Source organism: Kitasatospora sp. NPDC093558, from assembly GCF_040683475.1.
Classification (GTDB): domain Bacteria; phylum Actinomycetota; class Actinomycetes; order Streptomycetales; family Streptomycetaceae; genus Kitasatospora.
In genome coordinates, this window is record NZ_JBFBDY010000016.1 from 1 (window position 1) to 19703 (window position 19703).

Annotated in this window: 22 protein-coding genes; 12 read left to right on the forward strand and 10 right to left on the reverse strand. The window is 71.1% G+C overall.

The window, feature by feature from the left end:
- Nucleotides 1–207: 207 nt before the first annotated feature.
- Complete coding sequence (locus tag AB0O00_RS03635; RefSeq protein WP_363648444.1) at nt 208–714, reverse strand: ArsI/CadI family heavy metal resistance metalloenzyme; 507 nt, start codon at nt 712–714, stop codon at nt 208–210.
- A 90-nt stretch (nt 715–804) separates the two neighbouring features.
- Here AB0O00_RS03635 and AB0O00_RS03640 point away from each other — a divergent pair, with 90 nt between their 5' ends.
- The 4 genes from AB0O00_RS03640 to AB0O00_RS03655 are packed head-to-tail and all read left to right on the forward strand — an operon-like array spanning nt 805 to nt 2899.
- Nucleotides 805–1182 carry a metalloregulator ArsR/SmtB family transcription factor gene (locus tag AB0O00_RS03640; RefSeq protein ID WP_363648445.1) on the forward strand — a complete coding sequence of 126 codons (378 nt, stop codon included), beginning with the start codon at nt 805–807 and terminating at the stop codon, nt 1180–1182.
- Nucleotides 1179–1925, forward strand: coding sequence for an MIP/aquaporin family protein (locus tag AB0O00_RS03645; RefSeq protein WP_363648446.1), 747 nt, complete (start codon nt 1179–1181; stop codon nt 1923–1925). The genes AB0O00_RS03640 and AB0O00_RS03645 overlap by 4 nt, the downstream gene beginning before the upstream one ends.
- A 45-nt stretch (nt 1926–1970) precedes the next feature.
- A complete protein-coding gene (locus tag AB0O00_RS03650; protein WP_363648447.1) occupies nt 1971–2390 on the forward strand; it encodes an arsenate reductase ArsC in 420 nt (139 codons plus the stop codon).
- Nucleotides 2387–2899 carry an N-acetyltransferase family protein gene (locus AB0O00_RS03655; RefSeq protein ID WP_363648448.1) on the forward strand — a complete coding sequence of 171 codons (513 nt, stop codon included), beginning with the start codon at nt 2387–2389 and terminating at the stop codon, nt 2897–2899. The genes AB0O00_RS03650 and AB0O00_RS03655 overlap by 4 nt, the downstream gene beginning before the upstream one ends.
- 87 nt (nt 2900–2986) lie before the next feature.
- Here AB0O00_RS03655 and AB0O00_RS03660 read toward each other — a convergent pair whose 3' ends face one another.
- The 3 genes from AB0O00_RS03660 to AB0O00_RS03670 form a co-directional block, all read right to left on the reverse strand.
- Nucleotides 2987–4231: a site-specific integrase gene (locus AB0O00_RS03660; protein WP_363648449.1), complete on the reverse strand. Its 1245-nt coding sequence runs from the start codon at nt 4229–4231 to the stop codon at nt 2987–2989.
- Nucleotides 4232–4242: 11 nt separating this feature from the next.
- Nucleotides 4243–4548 (reverse strand): helix-turn-helix domain-containing protein, encoded by a 306-nt coding sequence (locus tag AB0O00_RS03665; RefSeq protein WP_363648450.1) that lies wholly within the window; start codon nt 4546–4548, stop codon nt 4243–4245.
- Between the two features lie 447 nt (nt 4549–4995).
- The gene (locus AB0O00_RS03670; RefSeq protein WP_363648451.1) at nt 4996–5517 is read right to left on the reverse strand and encodes a helix-turn-helix transcriptional regulator; all 522 of its coding nucleotides are present in this window, start codon (nt 5515–5517) and stop codon (nt 4996–4998) included.
- Between the two features lie 396 nt (nt 5518–5913).
- On the opposite strand from AB0O00_RS03670, the gene AB0O00_RS03675 reads away from it, so the two are divergent.
- The 5 genes from AB0O00_RS03675 (at nt 5914) to AB0O00_RS03695 (ending at nt 11849) form a co-directional block, all read left to right on the forward strand.
- On the forward strand, nt 5914–7236 hold the full coding sequence (locus AB0O00_RS03675; RefSeq protein WP_363648452.1) for a DUF3631 domain-containing protein: 1323 nt from the start codon (nt 5914–5916) through the stop codon (nt 7234–7236).
- A gap of 468 nt (nt 7237–7704) precedes the next feature.
- The gene (locus AB0O00_RS03680; protein ID WP_363648453.1) at nt 7705–8487 is read left to right on the forward strand and encodes a DUF2637 domain-containing protein; all 783 of its coding nucleotides are present in this window, start codon (nt 7705–7707) and stop codon (nt 8485–8487) included.
- A gap of 250 nt (nt 8488–8737) precedes the next feature.
- Nucleotides 8738–9631 carry a hypothetical protein gene (locus AB0O00_RS03685; RefSeq protein WP_363648454.1) on the forward strand — a complete coding sequence of 298 codons (894 nt, stop codon included), beginning with the start codon at nt 8738–8740 and terminating at the stop codon, nt 9629–9631.
- On the forward strand, nt 9621–11369 hold the full coding sequence (locus tag AB0O00_RS03690) for a relaxase/mobilization nuclease domain-containing protein (protein WP_363648455.1): 1749 nt from the start codon (nt 9621–9623) through the stop codon (nt 11367–11369). The genes AB0O00_RS03685 and AB0O00_RS03690 overlap by 11 nt, the downstream gene beginning before the upstream one ends.
- 162 nt (nt 11370–11531) lie before the next feature.
- The gene (locus AB0O00_RS03695) at nt 11532–11849 is read left to right on the forward strand and encodes a hypothetical protein (protein WP_363648456.1); all 318 of its coding nucleotides are present in this window, start codon (nt 11532–11534) and stop codon (nt 11847–11849) included.
- 103 nt (nt 11850–11952) lie between these two features.
- Here AB0O00_RS03695 and AB0O00_RS03700 read toward each other — a convergent pair whose 3' ends face one another.
- Together AB0O00_RS03700 and AB0O00_RS03705 are read right to left on the reverse strand one after the other, a co-directional pair.
- Nucleotides 11953–12429 carry an NUDIX domain-containing protein gene (locus tag AB0O00_RS03700; RefSeq protein ID WP_363648457.1) on the reverse strand — a complete coding sequence of 159 codons (477 nt, stop codon included), beginning with the start codon at nt 12427–12429 and terminating at the stop codon, nt 11953–11955.
- A gap of 88 nt (nt 12430–12517) precedes the next feature.
- A complete protein-coding gene (locus tag AB0O00_RS03705; protein ID WP_363648458.1) occupies nt 12518–13435 on the reverse strand; it encodes an FkbM family methyltransferase in 918 nt (305 codons plus the stop codon).
- 104 nt (nt 13436–13539) lie between these two features.
- Here AB0O00_RS03705 and AB0O00_RS03710 point away from each other — a divergent pair, with 104 nt between their 5' ends.
- Nucleotides 13540–14040, forward strand: coding sequence for an ATP-binding protein (locus AB0O00_RS03710; RefSeq protein WP_363648459.1), 501 nt, complete (start codon nt 13540–13542; stop codon nt 14038–14040).
- On the opposite strand, the gene AB0O00_RS03715 is transcribed toward AB0O00_RS03710, so the two are convergent.
- Genes AB0O00_RS03715 through AB0O00_RS03730 form a run of 4 tightly spaced genes read right to left on the reverse strand, consistent with a single transcriptional unit; the run spans nt 13998 to nt 17975 of the window.
- Complete coding sequence (locus tag AB0O00_RS03715; RefSeq protein ID WP_363648460.1) at nt 13998–14891, reverse strand: glycosyltransferase family 2 protein; 894 nt, start codon at nt 14889–14891, stop codon at nt 13998–14000. The two genes, AB0O00_RS03710 and AB0O00_RS03715, sit on opposite strands and share 43 nt — an antisense overlap.
- Nucleotides 14888–16123 carry a glycosyltransferase gene (locus AB0O00_RS03720; RefSeq protein WP_363648461.1) on the reverse strand — a complete coding sequence of 412 codons (1236 nt, stop codon included), beginning with the start codon at nt 16121–16123 and terminating at the stop codon, nt 14888–14890. The genes AB0O00_RS03715 and AB0O00_RS03720 overlap by 4 nt, the downstream gene beginning before the upstream one ends.
- Nucleotides 16120–16824, reverse strand: a complete 705-nt coding sequence (locus tag AB0O00_RS03725; RefSeq protein ID WP_363648462.1) for a hypothetical protein — start codon at nt 16822–16824, stop codon at nt 16120–16122. The genes AB0O00_RS03720 and AB0O00_RS03725 overlap by 4 nt, the downstream gene beginning before the upstream one ends.
- Nucleotides 16821–17975: a glycosyltransferase gene (locus AB0O00_RS03730; RefSeq protein WP_363648463.1), complete on the reverse strand. Its 1155-nt coding sequence runs from the start codon at nt 17973–17975 to the stop codon at nt 16821–16823. Before AB0O00_RS03730 ends, AB0O00_RS03725 begins: the two co-directional genes overlap by 4 nt.
- A 143-nt stretch (nt 17976–18118) precedes the next feature.
- On the opposite strand from AB0O00_RS03730, the gene AB0O00_RS03735 reads away from it, so the two are divergent.
- A complete protein-coding gene (locus tag AB0O00_RS03735) occupies nt 18119–19090 on the forward strand; it encodes a helix-turn-helix transcriptional regulator (protein WP_363648464.1) in 972 nt (323 codons plus the stop codon).
- Nucleotides 19087–19656 (forward strand): peptide deformylase, encoded by a 570-nt coding sequence (locus AB0O00_RS03740; RefSeq protein ID WP_363648465.1) that lies wholly within the window; start codon nt 19087–19089, stop codon nt 19654–19656. The genes AB0O00_RS03735 and AB0O00_RS03740 overlap by 4 nt, the downstream gene beginning before the upstream one ends.
- Nucleotides 19657–19703: the final 47 nt, after the last annotated feature.

Below are 19703 nucleotides of genomic sequence, written 5' to 3' on the forward strand. Positions count from 1 at the left end.
AGGGCGCACGCTTGGAAAGCGTGTTGGGGGCAACCCCTCACGAGTTCGAATCTCGTATCCTCCGCCTTTGCCTAGCAAGGCAGTTGAAGGCCCCGACCGGGTTCCCGGTCGGGGCCTTTTTCGTCTCGTGGTCTCAGTTTTGGTCTCAGTTCCGATTTTTGGGCCGCGGCGGCGGGTGTCAGGCTGCCGCCTGCGACCGGGGCGGGATCAGCTCCCGCAGGAGCATCCCGCAGCGGCCTTCGCCTCGGCCAGGCTCTGGGCGGAGTCCAGAGCCTGCTCGTCGGGGGTACAGCAGGCGGTGGTGCCGCAGCAGGCGTCCGGAGCACTGGCCGCCTTGTCGAGGGTGTCGGCGTCGGCCTTGACGACGTACACCTCCCAGGGCTCCTTGCCCGGGCCGTGCACCCAGACCTTGTCCTGGAGCGCGTAGCAGCAGGAGGTGTCGTTCTCCTCGAAGGTGGCCAGGCCGGCGTCCTTGAGCCGGGTGGTGGCGGCGGCGACCTGCTCGGTGGTCGCCACCTCGACGCCGAGGTGGTCCAGGCGGGTGTCCTCGCCGGCCTCGCCCTCGATCAGGACGAGCTTGAGCGGGGGCTCCGTGATGGCGAAGTTCGCGTAGCCGGGGCGGCGCTTGGCGGGCTCAGCGCCGAAGAGCTTGGAGTAGAAGGCGATGGAGCCTTCGAGGTCGGCGACACGCAGGGCGAGCTGAACACGGGACATGGCGGTCCTCCCCGATCCGGATCTCTTGCATCGACGACTGTCGATACAGCCGAGGTTGCCACCCTCATAGATGACTGTCAACATAGACACATGTCGAATCTGGAACTGTCGGTGCTTGGCCAGGACGAGGCGGTGGCGTGCTGCTCGCCGATGGTCCGCGAGCCGTTGGGCGAGGAAGCCGCCGTCGACCTGGCGAAGATGTTCAAGGCCCTGTCGGACCCGGTGCGGCTGCGGTTGCTCTCGCTGATCGCCTCGCATGACGGCGGCGAGGCGTGCGTCTGCGACCTGACCGGCCCGTTCGACGTGTCCCAGCCGACCATCTCCCACCACCTGAAGGTGCTGCGCGAGGCCGGCCTCGTCGGCTCTGAGCGGCGCGGTACCTGGGTCTACTACTGGGTGCTGCCCGCCGCCCTGGCCCGCCTGTCCTCGCTGCTGGAGGCGCCGGCCACGACGGGCGGTGCCAGATGACCGAGATCGCTCCCCTGAGCCGCCGGACGGCCGTCGAGTTTGTCGGCACCGGCGCGCTGGTCGCCGTCGTCGTCGGTTCTGGCATCCAGGCCACGAAGCTCTCCCAGGACGTCGGCGTGCAGTTGCTCGCCAACTCCCTGGCGACCGTCTTCGGCCTGGGTGTGCTGATCGCCCTGCTCGGCCCGGTCTCCGGTGCCCACTTCAACCCGGCCGTCACGCTCGCCGCCTGGTGGACCGGCCGCCACGGCGGCGAGGGCCCGAGCCTGCGCGAGGTCGCCACCTACGTGCCCGCGCAGATCGCCGGGGCGATCTGCGGCGCGGTCCTGGCCGACGCGATGTTCGCCGAGCCACTCGTCCACTGGTCCGGTCACGACCGCTCGGCGCCGCACCTGTGGCTGGGCGAGGTCGTGGCGACCGCCGGACTGATCCTGCTGATCTTCGGCCTGGCCCGCACCGGCCGGGCGCACTTCGCGCCGGTCGCGGTCGCCTCCTACATCGGCGCGGCGTACTGGTTCACCTCCTCCACCAGCTTCGCCAACCCGGCGGTGACCATCGGCCGGACCTTCACCGACACCTTCGCCGGCATCGCCCCCGGCTCGGTGCTGCCCTTCATCGCTGCCCAGCTCGTCGGCCTCGTGGCCGGCGTCGCGCTGGTGGCCCTGCTGTTCGGCCGCCCGACACCGTCCGGCGAGGACGTCGTCGTCCCACACGGCGAGCACCACCTCACCACCTCCGGCCACTGACCGAACTCCCCGCACCGCCCTTCTCGATCAAGGAAGCCTCCTGCCGTGAGCACCCCCGCCACCCCGTCCGTGCTGTTCGTCTGTGTCCACAACGCCGGCCGCTCCCAGATGGCCGCCGCCTTCCTCACCCACCTCGGCGGCGACCGGGTCGAGGTCCGCTCCGCCGGCTCCGCGCCCGCCGACACCGTCAACCCCGCAGTGGTCGAGGCGATGCGCGAGGCCGGCATCGACATCTCCGCCGAGACCCCGAAGGTGCTGACCGTCGAGGCCGTGCAGACCTCCGACGTGGTGATCACCATGGGCTGCGGCGACGCCTGCCCCTACTTCCCCGGCAAGCAGTACCTGGACTGGAAGCTGGCTGACCCGGCCGGCCAAGGCGTCGACGCCGTCCGCCCCATCCGCGACGAGATCGAGCAGCGCATCCGCAGCCTGATGGCCGAACTCGGCATCGAGGCGGCGGCATGACGGCCGACCTGGGCGCCGGCGTTCAGGTAGCCCGGATGCTGCCGGAGCACGCCGAGCAGGTCCTGGCGATCTATCAGCTCGGCATCGACGAGGGCAACGCCACCTTCGAGACCACCGCCCCTGACTGGGCCGCCTTCGACGCCGCCAAGCTCCCGGACCACCGCCTGGTCGCCCTCTCCGACGACGGCCGGGTCCTGGGCTGGGCCGCCGCCGTGCCGGTCTCCGACCGCTGCGCGTACGCAGGCGTCGTCGAGCACTCCGTCTACGTCCACCCCGACGCGCGCGGGCGAGGAGTCGGTGCCGCGCTCCTGGACACCTTGATCGCCTCCACCGAGGCCGCCGGGATCTGGACCATCCAGTCCGGCATCTTCCCCGAGAACACCGCCAGCCTCGCCCTCCACACCCGCGCTGGGTTCCGCGTCATCGGAACCCGCGAACGCATCGGCCGCCACCACGGCACCTGGCGGGACGTCACCCTCGTTGAGCGTCGCAGCCCCAGCGTCGACTGACGAGGACACCGCCGTTCACTCGTGCCGAGGGCCCGACCGCATGGCAACCGGGCCCTCGGGCATCAGGCGCTCTGAGCCAACACGCGCTCAGGCCGCATCTTCGTTAGGCTCCTCCGGGCCAGATCCGACGTCGCCCCACAGAGCCGCTCCGATCTTCTTGCCGACGTCGTTCAGCATCGGCTCGGTGACGTGCTGGTAGCGCTGGGCCATCGAGGTCGAGGACCAGCCCATGATCGCCATCACGATCCGTTCCGGCACGCCGAGCAGGAGGAGGACGGTCGAGGCGGTGTGGCGGGCGTCGTGAAGGCGGCCATCACGGATGCCGGCCTCGCGCAGGAGCCGCTTCCAGTGGTGGTAGTCGGTGCTGGGGTTGAGCGGCTCGCCGGTCTCCGAGGTGAAGACGTAGCCCTTGTCCGTCCAGAGGTCGCGCGCGAGGGCCCGCTCGCGGTCCTGCTCCTCCTTGTGCTGCCGGAGGATCACGACGAGCTGCTCGGGCAGCGGCACCGCGCGTCGCCCGGCCCGGGACTTGGTGTCCTTGGTCTCGCGGCGGATCGGCTCCTTCTGCGGACAGAAGCCGGGCTTGCGCCCGCAGCGGTCGCCGCAGCCGTGCCGGTACTTGGGCCGCAACCGGCCGCGCTTGACCCAGGCGACGCCTCGGGCGAAGTCGACGTCCTTCCACTGGAGCCCGAGCACCTCGCCCTGACGGAGGCCGAGGGCCAGCGCGAAGATCCAGCGGGCGGAGTTGCGGCGCTTGCGCGCCGTGTCCATGAGTGCCTGGACCTCCTCGATCTCGAACGGCTCGACCTCCTCCTCTTCGAGCTTCGGGGCCTTGGCGATCGTGGCCACGTTGCGGGTGAGGTGGTCGCGCCGCAGGGCCTCACCGAGGGCGACACGGATAGTGCGGTGGGCCTGGTGGGCGGTACCGGCGGCGCTGCCGGCGGCCTGCATCTTCCGGTAGAAGCGCTCCAGGTGCTCGGGCTCCAGCTTCTCCAGGCGGTGCGCGCCGAGGCCGGGGACGAGGTGCACGCGGACAGCGACCTCGTATCCGGCGTACGTGTTCTCGCTGACGGTGCCGGGGACGATCTCGGTGATCCAGTGGGTCAGCCACTTGCCGACCGTCCACTTCTGGCCGGCCTTGGGCACGGTGCCGTTGTCGCGCAGCTTCTCCAGCTTGCGGACCTTGGCCGTGACCTCGGGGCGGGTCTTGGCGCTGACGTGACGGCGGTCGGGGGTGCCGTCGTCCTTGACCCCGACCGTGACGCGGCCGTGCCAGCGGCCGTCGCTGCCCTCGTAGATCGAGGAGTCGCCGTTGGGCTTGCGGGTGTTCGCCATCGGTTCCCCCCTCAGGCCGCGAGCGCGACGGTCGAAGCGGTGGCCTGCGCACGGGCGGCCACGTACTCCTTGAGCGCCTCGGCGGGCACTCGGCGGAGACGGCCGATCGTGACGGACGGGACTTCGCCGGAGGCGACCAGGGCGTACATGGTCGTCCGGCCGACGCCGAGACGACGGGCGGCTTCCTCCACGGTGAGGGCGACGAGCGTCGGGTCCGGCACCTCCGTGCCGCAGCTGGCCACGAGAGCAAGGAGCTGGTGCTCCGTGAGGCCGATTGCGCCGGCAAGGCGCGCGAGGGACAGGGGCGTTTCAGGCATAGGTGTTCCTCCCAGCGGCGCGGGGCAACGCGCCGCCGTGGCGACTGTTGGGATGGGCGGTGGGTTGATGGACTGCCGGGCGGCCCTCGACGTTCGTAGCGCCGGGGGTCGGGCAGCGGGGTAGGTGGTGGGCGGGGCGGGCACACTACGGCGGTCTCGGCTCGGAACCTAAAACGATCTTGGCCGCATGGGCCGGGTCGGGCGTTTTAGGTTGCGAGCCGGGTCGCGGCGATGATGCTCCGCGAGGCCGTCGATCCCCGAGCTGGCGGCCCTCAGCGTTCGTAGCGTCGAGGGTCAGGCAGCGGGGTGGTGGGCGGGACGGGCACACTACGGCGGCCCCGGCCGGAAACGAAAAAAGATCTTGGGCGCGTGCGCCGGTCTGGCCTTTTTAGGTTTCCGGCCGGGTCGCGGCGAGGATGCCCCAGGCGGCGAGCTGAGCGGGCTCGCTTACCGGTCGGCCGAGGGGTCGTTGCGGAGCGGGTCCCACTGGGAGTTGGGGGCCGGGTACCACGTGGGCTCGGCGCCGGAGGGGCCGAGGTCGACGCCTTGGGCTTCGAGCCGTTCGGCGATCTCCTCGTACGTGCGCAGGGCCTCGTCGTACCGAGCCTTGGCGGCCTGTTCGAGGTCGTGGGCGGTTCTCCACTCCTGCTCGGCCTTCTCGACGGCGAAGCCTGCTTCCTGCAGCTCGTAGTCCGGTTCGTCCGGGCCAGCCACGGCTTCGGTCATGAAGTTCGCCGGCGGGACGCTGAGTGCCTTGGCCAGGCCGATCACCTCGTCGAAGCGGACCGGGCGGGTTCCGCTCTCGATCTTGGCGACCTGGGTCTGGTGGAACTTGAAGCCGAGCCGGGTCATGCGTTCAGCCACGTCCTCCTGGGAGAGGCGGGCGGCCTTGCGCAGGACCTTCAGGTTGTGGGCCACGAGGGCCTCGCCCTCCAGGGCCTTGTACCGATGCACCATGGGGTTGACCATACCAACCTCCTTCCGATTGCGAGTAGGCGCGACGCGATGACAGGAGCGACTGTAGCAGAATGAAAAACCCAACCGCCAAGCGGTTGGCTGGACCTTCACGACACCTTCACGAATCAGTCCGGCCAGCAGAAATACCGAGAGAGGTTGAGATTGCCATGCGTGAATAGCTTGACGGGAGGTCGATGCCTCGCTACGTTCGACCATGCCAGCATGAAATGACCAACCGAGAGGAGGTTAAGCCGGGTCGGGCGCCAGCCCGAATGCCCCCAGGAAAACGCGAAGCCCCCGGCGCTACGAACACCGGGGGCTGATCGAAAACCTCGCCACCGCCCATCCCAGGACAGTCGACCTACGGCGGACCGGGTTGCCCCCCGGAGCCGCCGAGTGAGGATCTCCATGACCGAGGTTACTGCCTCCCAGCCCCACGCCACACCCCTCCCAGCGGACAAGCCCGCTGTCGCATGGCCGCCCGTGGCCAAGGCCGGCGAGCCCGGCACCTACCTGCCCGCCCAGCAGCCCGTCGTGTCCACAGCCTGTGGACGCGAGGCCGAGGCGGCGCCTGCCGAGCCCACCGTCCCGGACGGGACCGACCTGATGCCCGACACCGAGGCGACCGAGGGCGCCGACCTGCTCGCGCAGCTGAGGGCCCAGATCGCGAAGTTCGTGATCCTTCCCTCCGACCAGGCCCTGGACGCCGCCACGCTGTGGGTCGCCGCAACCCACCTGCAGTGCTCGTGGCAGCACGCCCCGCGCCTGGCCGTGGTCGGCCCGGCCAAGCGCTGCGGCAAGTCGCGCCTGCTCGACGTGCTCGCCGAGACGGTCCACCAGGCGATGCTGACGGTGAACTCTTCTCCGGCCGCCATCTTCCGCACGATCAGCGAGGAGCCTCCCACCCTGCTCGTGGACGAGGCGGACACGATCTTCGGCAGCCCGAAGGCGGCGGAGAAGAACGAGGAGATGCGCGGCCTGCTCAACGCCGGGCACCAGCGCGACCGCTACGTGCTGCGGGTGGTCGGCAACGACCACACCCCGCGCAAGTTCCCCACCTTCGCCATGGCGGCCATCGCCGGCATCGGCGACCTCCCCGACACGATCATGGACCGCTCGATCGTGATCCGCATGCGCCGCCGAGCCGAGGGCGAGCGCGTCGCGCCGTACCGCACCGCGCGAGACCGCCCCGCCCTGCACGCGATCCGCGACAAGATCGCCCGCTGGACCGCACCCCTCTCCGACCAGGCCCTCCACCTGGAGCCGAGCATGCCGGTCGAGGACCGCGCCGCCGACACCTGGGAACCCCTGGTGATCATCGCCGACCTCGCCGGAGGCCCCTGGCCCCGCCTGGCCCGCCAGGCGTGCAGGCGCATGGTCGACGCCGAGGTCCAGACCGAGGAGGACAACCCCGGCGGCGCGCGGATCCTCGCGGACATCCGGCGGATCTTCCACGCCGCCGGTGAGCCGGACAGCATCGCCACCGACCAACTGCTGTTCAACCTCAACGGCGACGCCGAGGCCCCCTGGGCCGAGACCAGCCGAGGCGGGCTGACCCCGCGCGGCCTCGGCGCGATGCTCCGCGAGTTCGGCATCGCCTCCGGCAACGTCCGCATGCCCGACGGAACCCAGCGCAAGGGCTACCTGCGCAACAAGTTCCTCGACGCCTGGCGGCGCTACTGCCCCGCGGTCCACCCCGTGACCGCCACCGCAGCGGGCAGCAGAGGCTGACCACCCTCCCCGAAATGCCGTCCCTGCCGTCCCAGCCGTAACACCGCAGGTCACCGCACCTGCCGCCAAGACGGAACGGCACCCCGAGACGGCAACGGCATCCGCACCAAGACGGATCAGGCCCCATGCCAAGACGGCAGCCGTCCACTCCCGCCAGCGCCCGCCGCCGCCCCTGCCTGGGACGCGAGCGGCGGGCCCGGTGGCGGGACGGGAAACACATCCGTCTTGTGCCGTCCCAGCCGTCCCTGCCGTAAAACCGCAGGTCACAGGCTATGCCTCCGGGACGGATACGAGCCCCAAGACGGATACCGCACCGGCCTGAACCCGAACTCCGCCGCGTCCACGGCACCACCCGGGCAGCCGAACCCGCCCCAGCCAGAGCCCGTCCCGCAGCCCCAAGACGGCAAGACGGCAAAGACGGCAATCCCACAAACCACCACCGCCCGACCCGCGAGGACCACCTTCCGCATGACCTCCACCACCCCACCGCGTCTGCCCCGCCCGGACGCCGTCCTCGTACAGGCCGCCATCGCAGGCGCCCTGTCCTTCGCCCACCTCCACGACATCGCCGAAGCCGCCGGACAACACGGCTGGAAAGCCTGGGCCTACCCCGTCTCGGTCGACCTGCTGCTCGTCGCCGCCTGGCACCGCATGCGAACCCTGCGAACCACCGGCCGCCCCGCCGGCACCGCCTGGACCTGGTTCGCCATCGCCCTGACCGCCTCCCTCGGCGCGAACGTCGCCACCGCCGGACTCCTCGACCTCGCCCACGTCCCCGCCTGGCTACGGATCCTCGTCGCCGGATGGCCCGCCCTCGCCTTCTTCGGCGGCACCCTCCTCGCCCACAACACCACCGACCCGAAGCGCGCCGAGGGCGAACTCCCGCTCCGCGAAAACCCCAAGCCTGCACCGGCAACCGAGTCCGCACCGGTGACGGACGCCGAGCAGGACGACCTGCCCGCCGACGAACCGGTGCGTGAGCCCGACGACGACGTCCGGCCCGACAGCCGGAAACCGGTGGTGGGCACCAAGCGCACCGGCCGCAAGCCCGCCGCCTCGATGGACGAGCTGGCCGAGATCGTCCGGCCCGCCGTCCAGGAGCATGGCCCCACCCAGGCCGTGATCAGGACAGTCCTGCGCGAAGCCGGCATACCCATCGCCAGTGACCGCCTCGGCAAGCTGACCCAGCGCTTCAAGGACGAACAGGCCAGCCAGCATGCCGACGCGCAAGCCAGCGCCTCGGCGGCCTGAGGCCCCCGCCGCTCGCCCGAGCACCGGACCGCTTCCGGACCGGGCGAGCGGCCCCTCACCGAAGCTGACCGACGCTCACCGGAACTCCCCCAGCGTCCATCCGGAGACCCCGGAAGTCCTGAACCGGCGACGTCTACACCGGAACTCCGGCACCGCCAAACCCCTCTTCCGCCGGACCATCACCCCGCATCCGGCGAACGCCCCACCAGCCGACAACCACCTGCCCTCACAGAAGAACCGGAAGATCCCCGTGCCCGACCAGCAGCACCACCTCGCCCCTGCTACCGCCATGCCCGAGCAGGAAGCCCAGCCCTGCGGAACCGGTAGCGACAAGCCCGGACGTGGTGGCATATTCGCCCGCGTCAAGCAGGCCCTGCCCTGGACCGGCCACGGTCACGACGACGACGACGGAGCAAGCTGGGGCAAAGTCCACAACGCCGTTGGCGCCGCGGACTTTGCGCTTGACCCCGCCCCAGGGGTGGCGGGGCAGGTCCGGCGCGAGGGCGCGCCGGACCAGGAGGTCATGACCGAGGGCGGCCACGACCAGGACGAACTTCCCCTGTACGACACCGAGCCGCACGACGACATCGACGCCGAGCGTGCCGACGCCGACGACCGCGTCGTGCGTGAAGCGCCGACCGTGACCCCTGCCGAGTTCATCCACGAGCGCGTTCCGGTGCTCGACCGCCCCGCGCTTCCGGTGGACGACAACACCGCTCCGCTTGCCGAACGCATGTACCGGCCGCGTTCCGGAATCAAGCGCGACGACCAGATCACCTGCTCGGTCGAGCCGGCCGAGAAGGAACTGCTCGACTTCGTCGCCACGAAGCTAAAGCGCTCTCGATCCGCGTTCCTCGCGGATTCCGCCATGAGCGTCGCCCAGGCGTACATGCGAACCGGCCGCCTCGATGCGTTCGTCCCCGTGCCCGACTACGAGGCCATCGCCCTCCTCACCCAAGCGATCGGCACCCACCAGCGGGCAATCGACCGGGCCGGCAACAACCTCAACCAGCTCATGGTCGAGGTCTACAGCGGCCCGATCCCCGAGCGCGCCATGGAAGTCCTGACCGAGCTGCACGCATGCGCGACCCAGGCCCGTCACGCTTACCAGCGCGTCCTGCCGGGAGGCCGCCGTGGTGCCTGACGTCTCCACCGGCTCGCGCACCCGCGGTCTGCTCTCCTACCTCTTCGGCCCCGGCCGGCGCGACGAGCACACCGACCCGCACATCGTCGCCGCGTTCGCCATGCCCGGACTGCCCGACCCCGGCCGAGCCCCCCTCGACCAGCACCATCAGCTCCTTGACCAACTGGCTGACTACCTTGACCAGCCCGTCCGCGCCCGCGAGAGGCGCCTGGGCGCGACGATCCCGCAGCACGTGTGGCACTGCCCTGTGCGCACCGCCCCGGGCGACCGCTACCTCACCGACGCCGAGTGGGCCGAGGTCGCCCGCCGCATCGTCCACGCCACTGGCATCGCCCCCGATGGCGACGACAAGGGCTGCCGGTGGATCGCCGTACGCCACGCCGACGACCACATCCACATCATGGCCACCAGCGTCCGCGAGGACGGCCGCCGTCCCCGCAACAAGCGCGACGGCCAACGTGCCCAGGCCGAGTGCCGCAAGATCGAGAAAGAACTCGGCCTGCGCCAGCTCAACTCCGGCGACCACACCGCCGCCCCGATGCCCACCAGCGCCGAGCAGGCCAAGGCCCAGCGCACCGGCCACCAGCAGACCGCCAAGGAGTGGCTGCAGGAACAGGCCCAAGCCGTCGCCGCCGCCGTCCGCGACGAGCAGGAGTACTTCTCCACCCTCACCGCCCTCGGCATCCAGGTCCGCTACCGCATCGGACCCGAGAGCGGCGACGTCATCGGCTATAGCCTCGCCCGACCTGGCGACGTCAACGCCCAAGGCGAACCCGTCTACTTCGGCGGCTCCAAGCTCTCCCCCGACCTGTCCATCAACCGCCTGCGCGAACGCCTCGCCGCCCAGCAGCCCACCACGCCCGCACGGGGCATGGTCGAACCGGACCGCTGGCGACAGGCCGAGACCACCCTGCGGGAGACCGCCCGCTTCGCCTACCAGGACCAACACCACCCCGACGTGCCCGACGTCGACGCGTTCGACACCGTCGTCCAGGCCCAGGCCGCCGCTTTCGGCGAACTCCTCCACACCGCCGCCCTCACCGCACCCGCCCACACCCGCGCCGAACTACGAGCCGCCGCAAACGCGTTCAACCGCGCCACCCGATCCAAGGTCCGTGCCGAACACCAGCAGGCCGCCGCCCTCCGCACCGCCGCCAAGCAACTCCTGTACACCGCCGGCTCCGGCGAGGACGGCGCCACCGCCGCCGCCCTGCTGTCCACCGCCGTCTTCGTCGTGATCGCCATTGCCCGCTGGCACCAGACCCGAGGCCACCAGCAGCAAGCCCACGCCGCCCAGCAGTCCCTCGTCCACCTGCGAACCGCCTACCGGCAGACCGCCGAGCCCGTCATCGCCGACCTCGCCCGCCGCACCCCCACCCCCAAGACCACCGACCGCTTTGCCGCCCAAGTCCAGACCGCCATCCCTGACCACGCCCAGCGCATCCTCGCGGATCCCTCCTGGCCCGCCCTGGCCACCGTCCTCGCACAGGCCGAGTCCGCTGGCCAGCCTCCCTACCGTGCCCTCGCCGAGGCCGCCCAGCAACGGGAACTGAGCACCGCCGACCGACCCGCCGAAGTCCTCCTCTGGCGCCTGCGCAACGCCACCGCCGACCGCATCGACCAGCGCGCCGAGGCCGCCCGTGCGCGCACCACCAGCACCACCACGAAGCCCACGCTCACCACACCCACGGTGCCGACCGGCACCAAGCCCACCAACGACCCCACCCGCCGACGCTGACCGCCGAAGGGAGCACGTGCCCCGAGCCCCACCCACCCAAGCCACAACAACGCCCACGCGCACAGATGTCGGTTCGATGTCTTCCCCGGCGGCCGGGAACCGTCCCGGCCGCCGTGCGTCTTGTGTGCTTGCCAACCGCCACCCGACACCGAAGGGCACCACTTGACCAACCCCAGCACCGACCACGACGGCCACCACAGAGCCGTCATCCGCGCCTTCCCCCACCCCGGCGAACTCGACGCCCGCGGCATCCCCATCACCTGCCCCAACTGCCGCGCCCGCCGGGACTGGCTCCTCCTCAACGTCCGCCACCACGTCTTCGTCCGCTGCCGCTGCGCGGCCGAATGGCACGAGCCCGACCTCACCCGCGCCTACTTCGACCTGCACTTCACCGCCCCCGAACACGAATGGGGCGACTACAACACCGCCATGCGGGCACTCGCCTTCGACGGCCTGCTCGCCGGCACCACCTGGGACTAGACCAACAGCTCTACGGGCGGCCACCCGCTGGGTGGCCGCCCGTAGAGCGTCGGTCAGGCAGAGGTTCCGGTACTGGCAACCGCCCTTGCGCCCCGCCCGCCTATCACGCCGTGGTGGCCGACCATCCGTAGCGGGAGAAGGAGGGACCCCCATCCCGGTACGTGGCCAGGGCCTGCGTGGCTGTCGGGAACGCGGGCTCAGGGAGGTGGTCCCCAGCGACCCACTGGGCAGCCAGGTGTTTGTCCGGCTCGGTGTTGGTCAGTTCGCCGGTCCACCTGTCGGTGGCGAAGACGAAGAGGACGAACTGCCCGGCCTGGTCAAAGCCCTGCTCGACGTGGATGACGTGGACGAGTACGAGATCGGCCGGGTCGACGAGCAGGCCAGTCTCCTCCTTGAGCTCGCGGGCGGCGGCCTCGTCCAGGGCTTCACCGGGCTCGACCTTGCCACCGGGGACGGTCCAGGCTGGCTGGGGGGACCAGTTGCGGGCGGCGTAGAGCACGGCGGCGATCGTGTCCGTGTCCTGGTCGTGGACGATCACGCTGACCGCGTTGCGGCTGTTCATCACGCTGGTGGTGGTCACGGTGCCCACTCCTTGTTGAAGTGCCGGAGGATTCCGGTGGTCCGGGCGGTGGCTGAGACTGGCTCCGCAGCTAGGGCGGCTTGGGTGCTCAGCGCCCGAGCGTGAGCCGGTCGGCGTCGGTGCGCGAGAAGACCAGGTCGGTCATGTGCTCCGGGGTCTCGGTGCACCGGACGGGCGACTTCGGTCGGAGCATGGCTTGGGGGTAGGTGGCCGGGTCGTAGTCGTTGGTGAGCGTGTACGGGTGGAAGCCGTGCTCGTGCAGGGCGTCGATGATGCCGGCGGCGCTCTCGCCCTGCTTGGCCAGGAGCTTGGGGGTGACTTCCACGACCAGCTCGACGTCCTCGCGCAGGTGCGGCAGCGCGGGCAGCAGTCCCCTGACCGCCGCCGCCTCGGCGCCCTCGACGTCGATCTTGATGACTCGGGCGGTGTCGAGTTCGACCTGGCCGAGGAGTTCGGTGAGCGGTGCGGCCGGCACGTGGAAGGTGGTGTGGACGTGGCGGGGCCGGATGGCGGTGGTGTGACCGAGGTTGGCCGGGTCCTCCAGGTAGAGGGTCAGCGTGCCGGTGAGGTCGGAGGCGGCGGCGCGGACGGTGCGGATGTTGACCCGGTGGTTGGCGATGGCCGCGCTGGTGAGGTCGTCATGGAACTGCGGGGTGGGCTCGATGGCGACGACTCGGCCGGTCGGTCCGACTGCATGGGAGGCCAGGAGGCTGAACGCGCCACGGTGGGCCCCGACGTCGACGAAGGCGTCCCCGGGCCGCAGGCGGTCGCGCAGGAAGGCGCTCAGGTTCGGCTCCCACTCGCCGAAGAGGTACTGGTAGCGCTGGATGACGTCGCTGGTGGTGACGGTGACCAGGTCGCCCGAGCGCAACCGGGCAGCGGTGTGGAGGGGACGGGTTCGCAGGTGGTCGTCGAGGAAACGGCCGACGAGCTGGGCCTTGCCGACGGTTCCGGGTGCGTGGCGGACGTAGGCCCGCAGCAGGCGGGCGAGGGCGGAGGCGGGCACGCGGGTACTCCTTCAGGTGGCGGAGGGTACGGAACGCGGTTCCCGGAGCCGGCCGTGGTGGCAGACTTGCCGGTGAACGCTGGTGGCGGTGAGGGGAGTTGTCGGTGGGCGAGAGTGGTCCGGTGGTGTTCCTGCTGGTGGGGCTCACCGGTTCGGGGAAGACGACCTATGCCCAGCGGGAGCTGGAGCCGCAGGGTGCGGTGCGGCTGTCGGTGGACGAGGTCGTCCACGAGCGACACGGCCGGTACGGCGTCGACTACCCGGAGAACACCTACTTCGAGAAGGAGGCCCCGGTCGTCGCCGAGTTGCACTCCCGGCTGGTCGAGCTGGTCTCCGAGGGCCGGGACGTGGTGTGGGACCACGGGCTGTGGCCGCGCAAGGACCGCGACGCGATGAAGGAGCTGGTGGAGTCGGCCGGCGGTCGGTGGCGGCTGCTGTACTTCCCCGTCGATCGGGACGAGCTGCTGCGCAGGCTGGCCGAGCGCAACCAGCGAGGGGACGCGAACGCGCTGATCGTGACCCCTGAGGCTCTGGACGACTTCTTCGAGCGGTTCGAGGCGCCTCAGGGCGAGGGCGAGGAGATCGTGGAGCCGGGCCGGCTCTGAAGCGTCGGCGGGCGCCAGGCGGTGGTGATCTTGGCGGCTTCGGCGGCCCAGCCGTTGGGCAAGCCGTCGAGGGTGACTTGGCGGAAGGCCAGTCGCGGGTCGGAGACGTCGATGCGGCCGTTGTGGCGGTCGACGTGCTGGAGCAGGCGGGACGCCTCGCTGCGGACGGCGGGGCTGTCCTCGGCCCAGGCGCCGGAGGAGAAGCGGTCGACCCGGCGCCGCAGGTCGTCCAGGACACCGGCGCGCCACTTGAAGTGGTGGACGCACGCGAGCGTGTGCGGGTCGGGCTTGCGTCCGGGAGCGCGGTGGTTGCCGGAGGCGACGGTGACGTCGGAGAGCGCGAGGACGATCTTGCGGGGGTCGCCCTGAAGGAGGCGGTGGGTGAGGTGGCCGCCGAGGGGGAAGGCGCGGTCGAGGCCGGTCTCGGGGCGCCAGAGGGCGAGGCGGCCGTCAGCGGTGACCCGGTCGAGCATCAGCCCGCCCACCACCGCCCGGCCGTTCTCCTCGGCCTCCCCGGTGACCGCGCCGAGCGGGGCCGGGTAGGTGTGGAACTCGTCGGAGTCGGCGAGGAGGTGCCAGCCGGGGCCGGCCTGTTCCCGCAGGGCGTCGCGCAGGTCGGTGTTGGTGTGCTCGTGCCACGGACCGGTAGTGACCTGGCCGCAGGGCAGGTCGAGCGCCCGTGCGGTGTCCAGCAGCTGGCGGCGCCACGCGTCGTGGACGTGGTCGGGGAAGTGGAAGGCGAGGTGGAAGCGCTCGACGCCGAGCGCGCGGTAGTGGGCGGTCCAAGCGGTCAGCAGGGCCGGTTCGACCGGGCCGATCACGGCGACCAGCGAGGGCGGGGCGGGCGTCATCGGTACTCCTTGGCCAGGTCGGTGTAGGTGTCGATGAGGTAGGCGGCCTGCTCGGAGGCCGGGAGCATGTCCAGCACTGCGGGGGCCTGCAGTCCTGGCCGGGCGGGCGGCCTGTCCGCCAGCTGGTCCAGGGTCTTGGCCAGGGCGTCCGGGTCGCCGGCCTGGAAGAGCCGAGTCCACGGCTGCCCGGCCAGCTGCTCGGTCAGGTCCGGGTCATGGTCGGAGACGATCAGCGGGACGCCGAGCCGGGCGGCGTCCATGACCAACCCGGACTCCTTACCGGTGCCGGGACGCCGTGCGACCAGGGCGGCATCAGCGGCGGCGTAGACGAGCCGAAGGACGTCTTCGCTGACCGGGCCGGGCACGGTATGGACCCGGACACGGGGAAGGCGGTGCCAGCGCTCGAGGACGGTGTCGTCCAGCGGGGTGCCGCAGACCAGGACGTGCAGCGGCTCAGTAAGGCGGTCCAAGGCGGAGTCGACGGTGGTGAGGTCCTTGTAGGGCCACCAGCCGCCGACCAGGCAGACCGCCGTCGCCGAGGCGGGGATGGTGAAGGCGGCGCGGGCACCCTCGCGCTCGGCGGCCGTGAGGGGCCGGCCGTCGTCGACCGCGAACGCCCGCACCCGGCCCGAGAGGCGCGGAAAGGCCGGGGAGAGCCAGTCACGGACGGCGGTGGTCGGATAGAGGGCGACCACGTGCTTCTCGCTCCGCCGGGCGAGCCGACCCAGCAGCCGGACCGGCGAGTCTTCGGTGGTGACCAGTTCGTGGATGAACCGCAGGTGCCGGGTGCCGCCGAGCAGGGCGGCCATGCCGTGCAGGGCTTCGCTCGCGCTGAGGATGACCACGGCCGCCGGCTGAGGGGCGAGGCGGCGGGCGGTACGCAGGCATCCGGCTTCGGTCAGGCAGCGGGCGATCAGGGTGACCTGGTGCGGCAGCCGGCGGAGCGGCAGCGGCCAGCGCCGTGAGCGGAAGACCCGCTTGCCAGCGGTTGAAACGCGTTCCGCCGTGCGGGCTGCGGCCAGCAGGGCCTTCGCCGCCGGACCCACCGGTCCGGCGGCGATGCAGGCGCCGGACCGCAGCAGCGGACCGGGTCCGTCTGCGATCCCCTGCGGGGTGATGATCACGGCACCCGGGCGGGCGGCGGCGAGCGCCGTCAGTGTGCGCTGGTGGTGCCCGCCGCCGAGGTGCGCGTGCGGCTCGATCAGGACCAGCGGCCCATAGCGGGTGCTCATCCGGCGACCGCCTGCTCGCCGTGCAGCGTGATGAAGTGCCGGTGCAGCCAAGGCGGGTCGTTGAGCGCCTCGAAGCGCTTGGGGTCGCGGGCCGCGGTGCGGGCGAACTCCAGGCCGTCGCGGGCCCCGGCTGCCGCGTAGTCGGCGAAGTCGCCGTCCTTGCTGGCTGTCCAGGCGTCGATGCGTTCCTGCGCGGAGGCGTCGGTCATGCCGTACTCGCTGCCGCGCGCGAGCATCGCGCACTCCCGGAAGCCCGCCTTCCACGCGTGGAACGGGGTCTGATTGAACAGCGTGGTCCCGGCGGTGTGCTGGCTGAACTCGACCCGGCCAGGCAGCGCGGCCAGCACGTCGACGGCATGGCCCATCTCGCGCAGTGCGCTGGTGCGGATGAGCTTGAGTCCGCCGTAGCCGTAGGTGAGGCCGTTGACCGGGTTGACGGCCTGCCAGACCCGCATCGACACCCCGTCCTCCAGCGGCTCCACCTTGGCCGTGGGGAAGGCGGGGTCGATGGCGAAGTCGCCGTCGGCGAGGAAGAACTGGTCGGTGTCGACGAGTTCGGCCGTGAGCCGGTAAGCGCGGCGCATCCCGCGCACCCCGTGCAGGCGCTTGACGGTTCCGCCCAGCACGCGGGCCAGGCGGGTGTGCAGGGAGTCGGCCAGCGGCTCGTCGTAGGAGAGCAGGACCGCGTCGAAGCCGGTCACTTGATCGCCTCCAGGTAGCGTGCGGCCACCGCAGCGGGCGTGAGGTCGGTGGTGGAGGCGTAGGCGCGCTTGGCGTGCACGAGGTAGAACTCGGGGTCGGTGGCGAGGCGTTCGGCGATCCGGGCGGCCTGGTCGTCGGTGTCGAAGAGCAGCTCGGGGTCGAGGTGCTCGGCCAGCCAGCCGGTGCGAGGGCCGATCACCGGCAGGCCCATCGCCTGGCAGTCGATGACCGACATGGACCAGGGGCAGCCGGGCCGGAACGGCGCGATGCCGAAGTGGGCGCCGGCCAGCAGGTTGCGGTAGCGGACCCGGTCGCCGCGGTCGGAGGCGATGGCGACGCCATCCACGGCCGCCAGCTCCTCCAGGTTCCGCTCGGGGCTGGGATCCAGGCGGATCCGCTCGGCGCTGCGGGTGCCGAACAGGTCCATCACGGTCAGCCGCACCGGGGCCTCGGTGACGAGGTGGCGGGCGAGCTGGGTGAAGCGGGCGGTGCCGTAGTGGGCGTACAGGCGGTGGTTGTAGATGCCGACCGCCCGTCCCTCCGGCGGGGTGATCTCGGCAGGGTCGCGGACCAGGCGCACGTCCCTGGGGGCGGGGACCACGTGCAACTTGTCGGTGAGCTCGACGCCGGTGCGGGCGGCGGCAGCGGCGGTCCACGAGGCGGCGGTGCCGGAGTGGACCAGGACGCGGTCGCAGGCCGCGAGACCGGCGGCGAAGGCCAGCAGCACGCTGCGGCCCAACCCGCCGTCGTCCATCGCGGGGTCCAGCTCCAGCTGGCCGGTGTCAGTGAAGGAGAACGGCAGGTAGTGGCAGTAGCCAGCGATCCGCGCGTCCACTCCGGCTTCCAGGAGCGCGGCGCGGATCGCGGGGGCGGCCTCGATCTGGTTGGCCACGACCACTTCGGGCTGCTGGCGGCGGAACAGCCGCACCAGGCTGCCGACGCCCGGGTTGAAGCGGGCCCGGTACTTGGTCGAGGGCGACGTGGTCCGCACGAACTGCACGCGGTCGTCGCCGGCCGGGACGGGAGCGGCCACTGTGACCTCGACCCCGGCATCGGCCAGGGCCGGGGTGAGCATGTCGGCGAAGGTGTAGCCGGAGTCGGCAGTCAGCTGGCTGGAGTTGGAGACGTTGAGCAGGTACAGCAGGCGCATCGCTTGGGCTCTCCCTCTCTCGGCCCGGGTGTCGACCCGGGCTGGCAAAAGAAGGAAACCGGCGACCAGGAGCGTGACAGAATGATGAATCGAGATCACTCACGGTTCATTCATCTCATCCAGCAGCCAGGGCGGGGGCCTTGATGGACGAGCGCGACGACAGCCCGACCGTTGAGCAAGCCGCCGAGGCGTTCGCAGCGGAGGTCTCGTACTGGCGCGAGGTGCGCGGCCTGTCCAAGCGGGGACTCGCCCTCAAGATGGGCTTTGACCCGTCGTACGTGAGCCACGTGGAATCCGGTCGGCACAAGCCGACCGAGGACTTCGCGCGTCGCTCGGAGGAGACCCTCAACGCGGGCAAGGCCGTCTGGAAGCGCTGGCTGGACTACGAGGCCGCCAAGAACCGAGCAGCCCCGGCTGCGGCTCCGCCGGCCCCGCGCCGCCCCGAGCAGCCGTACGCGACGGGCTCAGCGATCATCGTGGCGCACGACGGCGCGCGCCTGGACTTCGACGGCTCCCAGTACCGGCTGACGATGCGCCGGCTGTTGCGGAACACCGGCAGCGAACCGATCACCCGCTACCTGATCCGCATCAGCGTCGACCGCTACCCCGGTGAGCCCGAGCGCTCCAACGCCCACTACCGCGAACACCCGCTGACCTGGGACGAACTCGCGCTGACCGCGACCTGCCGCGGGGAGGCGATGAACTGGCAGACCAAGCACGACCGCGACGCATTCAAGGAGGTGTGGCTGCTGTTCGAGAACGAGCAAGGCCGCTTCCCGCTCTACCCCGGCGAGGAGGTCTGGATCGAGTACGCCTACTCGGTCGGCGAGGAGAAGTGGGGCCGCTGGTTCCAGCGCGCGGTCCGCCTGCCCACCGAGCACCTCGAAGTCGAACTCGTCTTCCCCGCTGCCCTCGACCCCGCCGTGTGGGGCATGGAGACGTCCATGACCGCCGAAGCGGCACCGCTTCGGACCGCCCCGATCCGGCGCGAGGAGGGCGGCATGCGCGTCTTCTCCTGGAGCACGTCCACGCCGGACCTCCACGCCCGGTACCGTCTCGAATGGCGGTTCCGGGCCCGACCCGAACGCGACACGACCCAAGGGGAGTTCAGGTGATCCAGGTGCGGCCCAGCGAGCAGATGCGTGACCTCGGAGTCGTCCAGGAGGGCGCCCCCATCCTCGCCGAGCGCGCTCGCCCCTTTGACCTGCCCACCGAGCGTCAGGCCGCCGAGCAGGTCATCGAGAAGCTGTTCACCGCCATGGAGCGCATCGGCCAGGTCCACCCCTTCGCCAAGGGCATGGGCATCGCGGCACCGCAGATCGGCATTGGCCGCGCCGCTGCCATCGTCCAGCCCGCTTCCCCGGACGCTCCGGCAATCGTCCTACTGAACCCGCGGATCACCGACCGCTCCGACGAGGCGGACGAGCAGTTCGAGGGCTGCCTGTCGTTCTTCGACGTTCGCGGCTCGGTCCCCCGGCCATTGCAGATCACTGTGGAGACCACCACCCTGGACGGCCAGGTGACCACCACCGCCTACGAACGCGGCCTCGCCCGCCTGATCCACCACGAGATCGATCACCTCGACGGCCTGCTCTACACCGCACGCATGGCTGCCGGCGTCGAGCCCATCCCTGTCGAGCAGTACCGGCAGACCGGCCAAGCGTGGTCCTACAAGCGGTGAGCGCCAGCACAGCTCGCGCTGAGCGCTCATGGTCAGTGATGCCAGCT